Raw genomic sequence first — 14,058 nt, forward strand, 5'->3', positions numbered from 1 at the left:
TACGTTTGAAGTACTGTAAGTGAAACTACATTCAACGAGGAGATAGAAACTAGCGTAAGCATTAGAGAAATGGCAAAACAAAATCAGGAGGAATTTACATGAAGAAGAAATTATTAATTGCGCTTGGACTTTCTGGTGTTATCGCAGCATCTGTTGCTGTTGGGGCTTATGCGGCAACGGATATTAAATTATTTATTAACGGGAAAATAATCAATGCGGATTTGCAGATCGTAGATGGATCAAGCTATGTTCCTTTGAGGGTTGTTTCTGAGTCACTTGGAGCTGATGTAAAGTGGGATGGGGACAAACGGGAGATTAGAATTGTAGGACAAACGGGTCAATTAAGTCAAACCGTTTATGAGAATCCCCAATATGGTTTCCGTTTCACGCTGCCGGACAGTTGGAAAGGGTACACAATCGTAACGGACAAATGGGAGGGGCTTTCTGATACGCAAGGTGAAAAGATCAGCGGCGCGAGCCTAAGCATCCGCCATCCCCAATGGACCGCTGAACAGCCTAGACAGGATATCCCTATCTTCGTCTTTACCGTCGACCAATGGAACCAGCTTCAGCAGGATAAATTCCACATCGGCGCAGCGCCTATCGGCCCAAGCGAATTGACGCGCAATGATAAATATGTGTTCGCACTTCCAGCGCGCTATAACTTTGCCTACCTTGATGGCTATCAAGAAGTCGAAGATATCTTGAAGAGCAATTCGATACAACCGATGAGATAAATGACGTAGTTGCCCGTATAGTCTATTCCTTATTATACTTCTCTAGCCGATAAGGACTTTTATTTGGGCAACGAATTAATGATTTGACATATTGTGAATCCTTAATATATAATAGCCACATGACAAACCCAATTGAGATTTTTAAGGCACTTTCCAATGAAGCGCGTATTCAGATTTTAGAATGGTTGAAAGATCTAACAACACATTTTTCTCCCCAGGAAGGGGCTGATCTTATTACAGTTGGGGTATGTGTTAGTCAAATCACTGAGAAATTAAATATGAATCAATCTACCGCTTCTCAATATCTTTCAATGCTTCAAAGAGCAGGACTGGTCCACGCTACACGTTCAGGGAAATGGACCTATTATAGAAGGAATGAAGATGCGATTAATGATATTGGTCAATTTCTTCAGAAATAACCTATTTAAGATTACAAAAAACTGAATTCAATTATTGAATTCAGTTTTTCTAAGAGTAATCAAATTGACAATTTGCAAAGTGTAAATTTTTTTAAATTAACATTTTAATAATTTGCAATATATAGATATTAATTTAGGAGGTGAGGTATGTTTGGCAGGCGTGTGATTCACGTTTAAGTAATTCATTTTAAACCGTACCTATTTGGTAGCATTACTACAATGGTCCTAAAGCTCCGCAGTATTGTGTTTTTGATAAAAAATTAATTTTAACCGAGAGAGGGATAACTACTATGCAAAACTTTGAATATCAAAACCCAACTAAGCTTTTATTTGGAAAAGGTCAAATAAGCTCCCTGAAAAAAGAAATTCCAGCTTACGGCAATCGTATCTTGCTAGTGTACGGTGGCGGAAGCATTAAAAAAATTGGGCTTTACGAGAAAGTTATCAGTGAACTGAAGGAAATCGGTGCATTCGTTATTGAGCTAGGAGGAGTTGAACCGAACCCACGACTGACAACCGTCCAAAAAGGGATTAACCTCATCAGAGAAAATCAGCTTGATTTCATTCTTGCAGTCGGTGGCGGCAGTGTCATTGATGCGGCTAAAGCGATTGCCGCTGGCGCGCCATACGATGGCGATGTATGGGATATCGTGACTAGTAAGGTGAGTGCTCCGTCAAATTCTATACCGATTGGCACAGTTATAACGATAGCAGGAACGGGATCAGAGATGAACGGCAATTCCGTCATTACGAATTGGGAAACGAATACGAAAGCATTCTTTAACTCCAGTCATGTACTACCAAGATTCAGTGTTCTAGATCCAGAGCTTACAATCTCTGTGCCTCGGGATCAAACGGTATACGGTAGTGTTGATATTATGTCCCATGTCTTCGAACAGTATTTTCATGGTTCGAGCAATGCACCGCTTCAAGAAAGAATCGGTGAGGCGATTCTTCGCACCGTTATCGAGACGGCGCCTAAGCTCGTGAACGATTTGAACAACTACGAATACCGCGAAGTTATGTTATTAAATGGAACACTGGCTTTAAACGGACTAACTGCAATGGGTGTGAGTCCGGATTGGTCGACACATCTTATTGAACATGCTGTATCAGCTGTCCATGACATCCCACATGGCGGGGGTATCGCGATCATTGCCCCTCATTGGATGGAACATGTCGCGGCCGTACGGCCGGAGAAAGTCGCACAGTTTGGTGTTCGTGTATTTGATTTGGACCCTGCAGGAAAAACGGATGCTCACTTGGCGGCGGAAGCAATCCAGTCTCTCAAGGAGTTTTGGAAATCCATTGGTGCGCCTACAAAACTGTCTGATTATGGAATTGATGACAAGGAAATTGAACTCATGACGGAAAGGTCTATGCTCGCCAATCAAATTGGTAGCTATGTTCCACTTACAAAAGAAGACGTAAGAAAGATTTTGAGAAATTCTTTATAATGTACTGAAAATGAGGCTGTCTCTTTTAGAGACAGCCCATTTTTGCCTTAACTAGTCAGGGACGATGGTTGCCTGACACGGATCCAACAATTATCCTAGCTGAGATGCATTGACCATTTGTATCGTTACATTATGTATATAGATTTATGGGCTAGGGAAAATTAACTGCTGTTCGTAGTATGAGGATGACCCTGGAGGAACTATGATGCCAAAAACGAAAAAAAAAGCACTTACAGTGGCGTCGTTGCTGCTCATAACACTGATGTTTCCTACCATGTGCTTGGCTACAACTTACAAGCAAAATGAAGGAACGAAAGCGGAAACGACACGTATTTCTACACCATCGGAATTAAGCAGAAACGAGAGTATGGACGAAGAACTCGTTAAAACGCTGCAGGGTTTTCGTAATGGAACTAAGACGGTCAATGGAATCAAAATTCACTATGTGGAAGGTGGCGAAGGCGAACCGCTATTTCTGCTACCAGGATGGCCCGAAACGTGGTATGAATATCGCAAAATAATGCCTGAGCTAGCTAAGCATTATCATGTTTATTCCATCGATATTCGTGGAATGGGCAGTTCCGATAAACCTGCAACCGGCTACGACAAGAAAACGATGGCGTCCGATATTTATGCATTGATGAACGAGCTGGGATATAGGAATATTTATATTGCAGGCCATGATATCGGGTCAACGGTTGCTTATGCTTTTGCGGCTAATTATCCGCATGCTACAAAAAAACTAGCCATGCTCGACATTTCACATCCAGACGACAACATGCTGAAGATACCGATCGTGGCACCACCTGGCTCGTATGATGTGAGTAATCCAGACCGTGCAAAGTTCCCTTGGTGGTGGGCGTTTAACGGTGTCCCCAATTTGCCGGAGCAATTGCTGCAAGGTAAAAATCTAGAAATAGCCTACAATTGGGCTTACGATTATTTGTCCTATGATAAACCTGCACTTAGCCCACAAGAAAAAGCGATCTACATATCGGCCTATTCAAAACCTGATGCGCTTCGGGCAGCTAATGATTGGTTTCGTACATTTCAACAGGATATCAACGATTTCAATACATACAAAAAACTAACTATGCCGGTCTTGGGCATTTACGGCACAACAGGAATTAGTAATCTGGGGCCTTTTCTAAAAGAAAACACAACGAACCCTAAAGTGGTGGAACTCAAAAAAACCGGACATTGGATTGCAGAAGAGCAGCCAGAAGAAACCATTAAACAGTTTAAGGCGTTTTTTCAGTAAAGATTGTTTATCATAGTGGAGTGAAATATGATTAAAAACCGCCTATATGGCGGTTTTTTTGTTTAATCAGCTGCCTCGTTGAAGTAACGGAAAGTTACTTCCCAATGTTTTCCATCAATTTGAAAGTGAAGTGATAAAGGAACGCTATTCATATAATAAAAATATTAAAGCCATGTTTATCGAATATTCATGTTAATATACCACTATCTGGAAAAGGTGGTGGTCATGTTGGATATCAAATTACTATCGGATCGTTTTAGGATTTTTGCAGAAAGGGAATGTAAAAACTCAAGCGGCCTTTATGAACATCTTGCTGGGAGCATTGCAAATGACCTGGAATTGCTTCAACTAGCTGCGCACTCAAAACCAGGTCAACCAGTACCTAACCTCTTACTTGGGGCAGTTCATTATTTGCTATTAAGTGGTGTAGAACATGAGCTGGCCTCATATTACGCTAGTGTAGTAGACAATCCAAAGGATTCTACAGGAGCAATAGATAGTTTCAAGGATTTTTGTAAGCAGAATGAAAAAGAGATCATTCAACTTGTAGCAAATAAACTTGTTCAAACTAACGAGGTTAGACGCTGTGCCTATTTGTACCCTAGCTTTTGTCATATTTATGAAATGTCAAAGAAGCCATTAACTCTTTTAGAAATAGGAACGAGTGCTGGATTCCAACTCATGTGGGATAAGTATGCCTACTCCTATAAATCTAATCATAAGTACGGATCTTTGCAGTCGACTTTAGAAATTAGTGCAGAGATCAAAGGAGATAAATTCCCATTTTTGTTAGAGCATAGTCCACCTGTCATTCGAAGAATCGGTTTGGATTTACACGTAAATAACCTAAACGATTCAGAAGATTACCTTTGGCTAAAAGCATTAATTTGGCCTGAGCATAAGGAGCGTAATTTTTATTTTGAAACAGCTGCACATTGCCTGAAAAACGAACCTATCGAACTAATTGAAGGGGATGGGGTTGCCATGCTCCAGGAGATTATTCCAACCGTGTCTCTACATTCATCCATATGTATTTTTCATACCCATGTAGCCAACCAGATTCCTGTCGATGATAAGAGAAAATTGATTGAGCAAATTCAAGCCTTAGGTAAAAAGAGGGACGTGTTTCATCTCTATAACAATATGTGGGATCCAGATCTTCATCTTGATTCTTATATAAATGGAGTTGAATACAAAGAGAAGCTTGCAGAAACAGACGGACATGGTCGATGGTTTACGTGGAAGTTGTGATTCTCGTTGAACGATTATACCTTACGGGCCTTCATCATCATGTAGCTGCCTTCGAAACTGAGCAATTTACCATTCTCGCTGTGGACCTTGAGCTGCTGTCGATCTGCTTCTGGCCAGTTTAGAATATCCTTCTCCAACTCTTGCTGGATCTGCTCGGAGACATTCATTCGGGCACACCAGTCAGTGAATTCGAAAGGTTTACCTGTCTGCAACAGCTGTTCAACCCGAAAGCCGTTCAACTCGATGCGACGAATCCATTCTGTTTTCCTCCATGCGCGGAAGTGGCTCGGGTCTCGTCGTTGTTCAATATGATTATAAAGAGTGTCAATCCGATCTGATTCTGGAGCGACGTTGTCCATTAAAATGAAGCTGCCGCCAGGCTTTAATACACGCCAGGCTTCTTCTACGAACCGGTCGGGGTTAGGGAAGTGATGAGCAGCGATTCGGCAGGCGACGATATCGAATTGTTCTTGGACAAAGGGAAGATTTTCCGCATCCCCAACAACGTACTTCATATTTGTACAGCCCTTGCCGGCAAGAAAAGTTTCCGCTTGTTGAAGCATCTCGGTCGTAATATCCAGTGTGGTCACTTCACTGACTTGGGAGGCCAGCGCCAAGGCACAATGTCCGCCTCCGGTAGCAATATCGAGAGCTTGAACAGCATTCTCCGATTGAGCCCATTGGATCAATATTTTTAAATCCTGGCCGGATGAATGACGTGTGCTAGCCACATAATTAGAAGCGTTGGCTCCGAATTGCGCTTTCACTTGTTCCTTAATATCCATTTCATCACTCCTTCAGTAATTTCATAGAATGAAACTAAGTTTCAATGAATGCAATACAAATGTAACATGCTTAATTATTCTTGTAAAGCTGGAAGGACCCCTTTAATTTGACCAGTATTGAGTAACCAGGACGAGGCTGCCGAGTAAATCGGCAGCCTTTTCTCATTTTGCAACTTCAGCCTCAAGACACCCATTCCCCCTCGCTCGTTAGATTCTTTCATTATTCTTTCATTAGACTTCTTTATTATGATTTATAGTGAACGTCTAGTTGCAGAAACCACAGATACGTTTCCGTATCCATATTAAAGGAGAAAACCATGAAAAAATTAGTCTTATCCCTAATTATTGTTGTATTTGTGTTTTGGACTTCATTGTCGCAGATTCGACCTGTGTATGCAGTTGAGACCGATTTTACTTTTACAGTTGGTTCCAATGGCGCGACAGTTACGGACTACAAGGGCACGGATTTGAACGTGATTATTCCCGCAGCGTATGCCGGTACGACGGTAACCGAGATCGGAAGAGCAGCATTTGATACGAACGGTACGGGGAAACCTAAAATTTCGAGCGTCGTAATACCGAGCAGCGTAAAGGTAATTCAAACATATGGATTTCGTTATACTAGCCTCACTTCCATAGACCTACCTGACGGCTTGTTGACGATCGGCTCCAGCGCATTCGAAAACAATCCGCTAACAAGCGTTGTTTTTCCAGACAGTGTGACGATGATCGGTAATTATTCTTTTTATATGAACAATTTGACCTCGATTAAATTGTCGGAAAATCTGAAGACGATTAACGGTGGAGCTTTCGACACTAATCACATTACGAAACTAGTCATTCCAGCAGGTGTAACGAAAGTCGACAGTAGCTCATTTTATAATAACAACTTAACAAGCATAACTGTGTTAGGCGATGCAACAACTTTTGGGACAGGCGTATTTGCAGGAAATCCGGGTAATCTGAAAATATTCGGAATTGCGAATTCCCCCGTATATGCTTATGCGTCGAGTAACGGACATTCGTTTGTGGACGGAACCGCTTTGTTTCAAGCGGTTGCTAGCGCCAAATCGTTGTTGAAAAGTCATCCGGCGGGCACCGGAGTAGGACAAGTACCGGCCAATACGTATAGCGACTTGTCTGCAGCTTATAATGCAGCTATGGTTTTTATCGACGGAATCGGGAATGCCACCATCGCTTCCGACCTGGCTAATGCCGCAACTCCTATTACCACTTCTATCGCGGTATTCAATTCGCAAATTATCCAGGCTGGCAATCCCACAGCGTTGGGGATGGCGATCACGGCGGCGCAGCAAGCGTTGATAGATCATCCGCAAGGGACAAACGTTGGGCAGGCGTCGGCGGCAAACCGTAGCGATTTGCAAATTGCGATCACTGCAGCCCAACAAATTTTTAATCAGGCCACTCAGTATCTTCAAACAGAATTAGAGGTGGCTGTTACAAATTTGGAATCAGCGGTAGATACATTCGAAGATGTAATTATCTCAGCTGGTAATCCGACGGCGCTGGGAGCGGCGATCACAACAGCGCAGCAAGCATTGACGGATCATCCGCAAGGGACGAACGTGGGACAGGTATCAGCGGGAACGCGCACTGCACTGCAGACAGCATCCAATACGGCGCAGCAAATTTTTGATAACGCGGGCAATTACACGCAGGATCAATTGAATACGGCTGTAAACCAGTTAAACACAGCTGTACAAGTGTTTATTGCCGCAGTCATACAAGCTGGCAATCCGACGGCGCTGGGTGCAGCGATCACAGCAGCGCAACAAGCGTTGACAGATCATCCGCAAGGGGCGAACGTGGGGCAGGTATCAGCGGGAACGCGCACCGCACTGCAGACCGCGTCCAATACGGCGCAGCAGATTTTCGATAACGCGAGCAATTACACGCAGGATCAATTGAATACCGCTGTAAACCAGATAAACGCAGCGGTACAAGTGTTTAATGCCGCAGTCATACAAGCGGGTAATTCGACGGCTTTGGGAGCGGCGATAACGGCGGCGCAGCAAGCGCTAATAGATCATCCAGAAGGGACGAACGTGGGACAGGCGTCAGCGGGAATGCGCACCGCACTGCAGACCGCGTCCAATTCGGCGCAGCAAATTTTCGATAACGCGGGCAATTACACGCAGGATCAATTGGATACGGCCGTAAACCAGTTAAACGCAGCGGTACAAGTGTTTAATGCCGAAATAATACAAGCGGGCAATTCGTCGGCACTGGGATCGGCGATTACGTCAGCGCAACAAGCTTTGACAGATCATCCGCAAGGGACGAACGTGGGACAGGCTTCAGCGGGAACGCGCACCGCACTGCAGACCGCATCCAATACGGCGCAGCAAATTTTCGATAACGCGGCCAATCATACGCAGGATCAATTGGATACAGCGGTTAATCAGTTAAACGCAGCGGTACAAGTGTTTAATGCTGCAGTCATACAAGCGGGCAATTCGTCGGCGCTGGGAGCGGCAATCACAGCTGCGCAACAAGCATTGACGGATCATCCAGAAGGTACGGATGTAGGGCAGACTTCGGCAGGAACGCGCACAACGCTGGAAACTGCCATGGATACGGCGCAGCAAATTTTGGATAACGCGGGTATTTACACGCAAGATCAACTGGATACAGCGGTTAATCAGTTAAACGCAGCGGTACAAGTGTTTAATGCCGCCATTATACGAGCGGGCATTCCGACAGCGCTGGAAACGGCGATCACTGCGGCGCAGCAAGCGTTGAGGGATCATCCAGAAGGTACGGATGTAGGGCAAACTTCGGCAGTAGACCGCGCAGCCCTGCAGACCGCGATTGATACAGCGCAGGCTATTGCCGACGATGCGGAGAATCAGTCTCAGACTAGATTAGATGAAGCCATTGTCAATTTGAACGACGCTATAGCGGTATTTGAAGCCTCTTGGATAGGGGTGGTGCTAACCGCATCGGCCAATGATTTGTATGGATCAAGCGACACGATTCGCTTTACCGTATTTTACGGATACGAAGTAATCGTGATGGGAACACCTGCGGTTCCGATCTTGATTGGAGATGATTCCGTCACGCAAACGGTATATGCCCCATATACAGGAGAGCGCGGTGCAGCATTGAGAAAACTTACTTTCGAATACCAAATTCCAGCAGGGCTCGCGGATGTTGACGGAATTAAAGTTGCCGCTTCATTGGACCTCCCGAACGGTGCAAGCATCATTCGCACCTCCAGCGGACTCGCAGCTTCGCTAACTTACGCAGCGCCGAATCTGAGTGGAATACGTATCGTGGCAATACCGCCCGATGTTACCCTGACGGCTGTATCGGACGGATCAGCACGTAAAATGATAAGCGTGACCACAAGTGTGTACGGCGTAGCTGCGGGAAATGAGCTGAAGGAGCTCCGTTGGCTATCTGGAAGCCTAAGCGAGGCTGATTTTGCTGGCGGAACGAAAGGAAACGATATGTTGGCGTCATCTCAATTCACGATTAGTGCTAACGGCGACTATACCGTATATGCCGTAGACACAGCAGGCAATGAAACAGTGAAAACCATCACAGTTAATGGGATCTCAATCCCATCTTCATCGGATAATGGCGATAGACCCATCACATTGGGGACGACTGTGAAGATAAATATGGACGGAGGGATTACTGCTCTTGTCGATCCTTCCGATATCAAAAAGATCACGCGTTCGGACGGCATGGTGGTCGAGCAGGTTATCCTCCCCGAACGGACGAGGGAGAGGGTACTGGAACTCCTTAAAGATGCAAAGGAACCATTTGTCAGAATTCATATTGGCAATCGGGAGCAAGCGGTACAAACACAGTTTCCGGCTGACTGGATCGCAAAAATGGCCCAAGCCTATCCGAATGCAATTATCGAGGTGAGGCTGAACAATTCCAGCTATCAGTTGCGGTTAAGCGCGATCGATCTGATCGGCTTGGCGGAGCGTCTCAGCACGGAAGTATCCGATTTGACCTTGGAAATCATACAGGTACAGGTCGGCGAGAATGTTCGACAAGAGATTAATCGGCTTGGCGTCTCCCAAGGTTTTACTGTTATTTCCGATGTCTTTGACTTTAAGGTGACGGTGGAAGCAAACGGGCAAACGTTGGAGGTGCATGACTATGGCGGAACGTACTCGATTCGGACGATTAAGTTAAGCGGAGAGAATATGAACCGTAACCTGGTTGCTGTTCAGTATATTCCGGCAAATGGCACTGTCGTTTTTGTTCCGGCGCAGCAGGGAACCAATCCAGATGGCACTAACGAAGCGATTTTGAACGTGCCACATAACAGCTTGTACACGGTTGTAGATGTGAAAGCACGAACGTTCACCGACTTAAACAATCACTGGGCGAAAGCGACTGTGGAACATTTGGCGTCCAAGTTGCTGGTGAACGGCGTGGCGGCCGATCGTTTCGCGCCAGAGGGAACTATTTCACGAGCGGAATTCTCAGCTTTGCTCGTTCGCGGACTTGGTCTATCCGAAAAAGAGAGCGGGGGCGGTGCCCGTTTTGCGGATGTCCCCGCATCTGCTTGGTATGCCTCTGCAGTAAATACGGCAGTGGCTAGCAACCTGGTTAGCGGCATTGGTACCAGCCTTTTTGCTCCCAATGACCGGATTACCCGCGAACAAATGGCCGTTATGATCGCCAGCGCCTTAACCTTGACCAGTCATGGAACTGGTAGCGAAGAGCAAAGGCAAGAGGGCAGACGCCTTGACGCTTTCACGGATCGAGTAGCCATTTCTTCATGGGCGCAAGATGCCGTAGCCCGAGCATCAGAGGACGGCATTTTGAATGGTATGGATGACGGACGGTTTGCCCCGAAGGAGTATGCGACGAGGGCGCAAGCAGCGGTTGTACTGAGAAGGTTCCTGCAATACGTGCATTTTATTGATTAAAAACAAGCAAGAAGTCAGTTCAAATCTTATCGATTTACAAAGGAAAAGTCGCATGTGATGCGGCTTTTTTATGTTATATCCTCAAATTCTTGAGCCTGCTAATTAACGAAATGTTACTGCTTATTTACTTGGATAACAAGGAGGAAGGGTAGATACTCGATGAATAAGCATGTATATTGAAAAGGGGGTTACTTAGGACTGACCCGCATGGCATTTCCATTATGAGGAGAGACGCTTCAGTGAACATAATTCAATGGTTGTCCTTACTGCTTTTTCTGGCAGCGGGAGTCATGATATACGTTGCGTTTTTGTCCTATCAGCAACGGCATTTACCAGTCGCTAGAACGATGATTCTGATTATGATAGGAGCGGCTTGGTACGCAAGTGGTTATGCTTTCGAGTTGTTAAGTCGCAACTTATACGAAGTTAAGCTTTCGCTTCAAATCGAATATGTGGGAATTCCATTCGTCACAACGCTGTGGCTCATCCAAGTCATCCAATTCTCTGGAACGGCTTCGCGTTACAGAAAACGCCTTGCGCTTGCACTATTCATTATCCCTGTAGCGGTCTTTTTTTCCCATTTGACCAATGAGTGGCATCACCTTTTTTATGAGCAATATATCTTCAATGATTCTACTTCATTTCCGTTGTATAAAACAGTTAAAGGACCTTGGTATCAAGCACACACGCTATATAATTACTTTGTATTATTGTGTGGATTTTTTCTGTTTATCCCGATGTATTGGCGGTCTTCAAAAGTCGTTCGCAAGCAAATCATTGTACTGACCATGGGAGCCGCAGTGCCCTTTTTGTTCAATATAACCTTGTGGTTTGGCATGGATGTCGATATGACGCCTTTCGGGTTCGCAGTGTCTGGGATCGTCTATGTCTGGGGAATTCTGCGATTCAATCTGCTCCGATTTACACCGCTTGCGCTGACTCAAGTGTTCGACACCATCCGGGATGGTGTTATCCTGCTCGATTACGAGGATCAAATTGTCAGTTATAACAAAGCAGCCGAAGACGTTTTACCGGAACTCATATTGACGAAGCATTATCCTGCCTATGTCGGGGAGGTTCTCTCCGCGAATCCTGAATTGATTCAACCCATTCTTGACTCTCATCAGGGAAACGAACGGTTCTCGTTTTACAGATCCGAAGCTGATGGCAATAAAAATAAATATTATCAATGCAGTGTATCGTTCATCTATGATTCAGGCACGCACATTGGAAAAATGATCCTGTTTAATGATATCACGGAGTTGAAAGAAAACGAGGCAAGGCTGCGTGAGAGTGCGAAGCAGCTTTTGGAATTAAATTCGTTTAAGGACAAGATGTTTACTATTGTGGCACACGACGTTCGTGATCCGATCGCGCACCTAGTCAGTATAACCGAACTGCTTGGTGAAGAACTTGCTGCGGATAACAATGAGCATGCCGAATTATTCGGTGTACTCCAAGGACAAGTACAGAACACATTTTATCTTGTCGAGAATTTGCTAGACTGGTATCGCAACCAGCAAGGCAATGTCGTGTTTCGGCCGCTAGGCTGGAATTTGCAGCAAGTCGTTCGTCAAGTCCTGTTACTAGCAGAGTCGAAGGCAGAAATGAAGCAAATAGTGCTGAAAGAGCAAATTGATGAGAAGTTAACTGTTAGCGCAGATAAAGAGATGCTAGATCTCATTCTGCGGAACTTGCTATCGAATGCGATAAAGTTTACGGGAATTGGTGGATGGATTGAAATAGGAGCTAATCAGGATAAGGATAGGATTGTTGTGACTATACGCGATAATGGAGAAGGAATAGACGAAGAGACGGTGAACATGCTGCGCCGTGACGATACATTTATTAAAGTGCCGGACACTGAACAAGGTGCAGGGCATGCCAGATTTGGACTTATGTTGACTCGTGAATTTATTGCGATTCATGGAGGAACTCTGTCGTTTGACAGCGTGCCGGGAGTAGGAACGACGTTTTACTTTACTTTGCACAGTTCAAAAGACGGGAAGGATGTAATTGACCCTTATTGGAAGGAAGGCGAAAAAGCTTGAAAGTTATTTTGGTAGACGATGACGCGACAATGCATTTAATTTTAAGCAAAATGTTGCATAAGCTGCCAGAGGTTCATGTTGTTGGTGCCTTCAAGGATACGAAATCTGCTGCTATCTTTTTACAAGAGAATACAGATATTGGCCTTGCATTCGTTGATATCTCCATGAAAGGTGAGAATGGGCTGGAATTCGCTGCTAGGTTAGGAAACACTGGATCTCCGATTCAAATTGTATTCGTCACCTCTCACAAGGATTTCGCCTTAGAAGCTTATGAACTTTCGGTGATCGACTATCTGGTCAAACCGGTTTCCCAAGAAAGGCTGCAGCGAACAGTACAACGTGCGCTTCAGAACTGGCAGGCTTTCCATCGGCCAGCAACCCAGACACCACCTGCAGAGTATAGAGGTAGGCTTGCTATTACAGTGCTTGGAGATGTCCTTGTAAGCAATGAAATGGGCCGAGTGAAGTGGATCTCACGAAAATGTGCAGAACTCTTTGCCTATCTCCTGCTTTACCGAGGTAGACGTATTACACGTTCCAAATTGATTACAGATATTTTTGGCGGTATAGATCAGTCAGGAGCGGTGAGCTATTTGAATACAACCGTGTACCAACTGCGCAAGTCACTAGAACCGCTTGGTTTGCGCGAAGTCATACGTTCAGAGAACGATGGCTATGTACTTGAGTTGAAGGACGCTACAATTGATTATGTCGAGTTTGAATCGCGAGCGAAAGAACTGCAATCGATCAATGCCAGTCAAGTGGAACAGGCCTTAAGGGTTGAGCGGCTTTATACGGGTGATCTGTTTGGCGATAAAGCGTATGTATGGGCTATTCACGAAACGGAACGTTATAATCAAATGTACACGTCATTCGTCAAACGCCTTGTCACCGTACTTATTTCATCGGGAGATACAGGTTCCGCTTCTAAGTTATTGCTTAAGCTGAACGAGAACAATCCGCTAGATGAGTCGGTCATCCACGATTTGATGTTGGTACGCGAGATGACTGGGGACAAAAAAGGATTGACCGTACTGTATACGGATTATGTTCGGCTGCTTCATCAGGAGCTAGGTATTCGCCCTTCTGAAGAGTTGACCGTTCTATATTCCAAACAATTTTAAAAGCTGAAATCTCGCCCAGTTAGTGGAGCAGTCAAGCGGTTGTTTTCACGCTAA

9 protein-coding genes are annotated in these 14,058 nt (G+C 44.9%); 8 read left to right on the forward strand and 1 reads right to left on the reverse strand.

Features of this window, described 5'->3' with window-relative positions; translation table 11 throughout:
- The first annotated feature begins 98 nt into the window (after positions 1-98).
- The 5 genes from AC58QT_RS04250 to AC58QT_RS04270 all read left to right on the forward strand — a co-directional run bounded on the left by AC58QT_RS04250 (position 99) and on the right by AC58QT_RS04270 (position 5,125).
- A complete protein-coding gene (locus tag AC58QT_RS04250) occupies positions 99-737 on the forward strand; it encodes a stalk domain-containing protein (RefSeq protein WP_497407826.1) in 639 nt (212 codons plus the stop codon).
- Positions 738-856: 119 nt separating this feature from the next.
- The gene (locus tag AC58QT_RS04255; protein WP_497407827.1) at positions 857-1,156 is read left to right on the forward strand and encodes an ArsR/SmtB family transcription factor; all 300 of its coding nucleotides are present in this window, start codon (positions 857-859) and stop codon (positions 1,154-1,156) included.
- Positions 1,157-1,446: 290 nt separating this feature from the next.
- Positions 1,447-2,613: an iron-containing alcohol dehydrogenase gene (locus AC58QT_RS04260; protein WP_497407828.1), complete on the forward strand. Its 1,167-nt coding sequence runs from the start codon at positions 1,447-1,449 to the stop codon at positions 2,611-2,613.
- 205 nt (positions 2,614-2,818) lie between these two features.
- The gene (locus AC58QT_RS04265) at positions 2,819-3,874 is read left to right on the forward strand and encodes an alpha/beta fold hydrolase (RefSeq protein ID WP_497407829.1); all 1,056 of its coding nucleotides are present in this window, start codon (positions 2,819-2,821) and stop codon (positions 3,872-3,874) included.
- A gap of 225 nt (positions 3,875-4,099) precedes the next feature.
- The gene (locus AC58QT_RS04270; RefSeq protein ID WP_497407830.1) at positions 4,100-5,125 is read left to right on the forward strand and encodes a DUF2332 domain-containing protein; all 1,026 of its coding nucleotides are present in this window, start codon (positions 4,100-4,102) and stop codon (positions 5,123-5,125) included.
- Positions 5,126-5,139: 14 nt separating this feature from the next.
- On the opposite strand, the gene AC58QT_RS04275 is transcribed toward AC58QT_RS04270, so the two are convergent.
- On the reverse strand, positions 5,140-5,910 hold the full coding sequence (locus AC58QT_RS04275) for a class I SAM-dependent methyltransferase (RefSeq protein ID WP_497407831.1): 771 nt from the start codon (positions 5,908-5,910) through the stop codon (positions 5,140-5,142).
- A gap of 317 nt (positions 5,911-6,227) precedes the next feature.
- Here AC58QT_RS04275 and AC58QT_RS04280 point away from each other — a divergent pair, with 317 nt between their 5' ends.
- From AC58QT_RS04280 to AC58QT_RS04290, 3 genes are all read left to right on the forward strand, one after another.
- A complete protein-coding gene (locus tag AC58QT_RS04280) occupies positions 6,228-10,829 on the forward strand; it encodes an S-layer homology domain-containing protein (RefSeq protein WP_497407832.1) in 4,602 nt (1,533 codons plus the stop codon).
- Positions 10,830-11,068: 239 nt separating this feature from the next.
- Positions 11,069-12,880 (forward strand): sensor histidine kinase, encoded by a 1,812-nt coding sequence (locus AC58QT_RS04285; protein WP_497407833.1) that lies wholly within the window; start codon positions 11,069-11,071, stop codon positions 12,878-12,880.
- The gene (locus AC58QT_RS04290) at positions 12,877-14,004 is read left to right on the forward strand and encodes a response regulator (protein ID WP_497407834.1); all 1,128 of its coding nucleotides are present in this window, start codon (positions 12,877-12,879) and stop codon (positions 14,002-14,004) included. The genes AC58QT_RS04285 and AC58QT_RS04290 overlap by 4 nt, the downstream gene beginning before the upstream one ends.
- Positions 14,005-14,058: the final 54 nt, after the last annotated feature.

This window comes from Paenibacillus sp. J31R109, assembly GCF_059692055.1.

What these genes read in the sequence shown, in the direction of transcription:
- AC58QT_RS04250 (WP_497407826.1), top strand. Translation starts at nt 99, where the DNA reads ATGAAGAAGAAATTATTAATTGCGCTTGGACTTTCTGGTGTTATCGCA.
- AC58QT_RS04255 (WP_497407827.1), top strand. Translation starts at nt 857, where the DNA reads ATGACAAACCCAATTGAGATTTTTAAGGCACTTTCCAATGAAGCGCGT.
- AC58QT_RS04260 (WP_497407828.1), top strand. Translation starts at nt 1,447, where the DNA reads ATGCAAAACTTTGAATATCAAAACCCAACTAAGCTTTTATTTGGAAAA.
- AC58QT_RS04265 (WP_497407829.1), top strand. Translation starts at nt 2,819, where the DNA reads ATGCCAAAAACGAAAAAAAAAGCACTTACAGTGGCGTCGTTGCTGCTC.
- AC58QT_RS04270 (WP_497407830.1), top strand. Translation starts at nt 4,100, where the DNA reads ATGTTGGATATCAAATTACTATCGGATCGTTTTAGGATTTTTGCAGAA.
- AC58QT_RS04275 (WP_497407831.1), bottom strand. Translation starts at nt 5,910, where the DNA reads ATGGATATTAAGGAACAAGTGAAAGCGCAATTCGGAGCCAACGCTTCT.
- AC58QT_RS04280 (WP_497407832.1), top strand. Translation starts at nt 6,228, where the DNA reads ATGAAAAAATTAGTCTTATCCCTAATTATTGTTGTATTTGTGTTTTGG.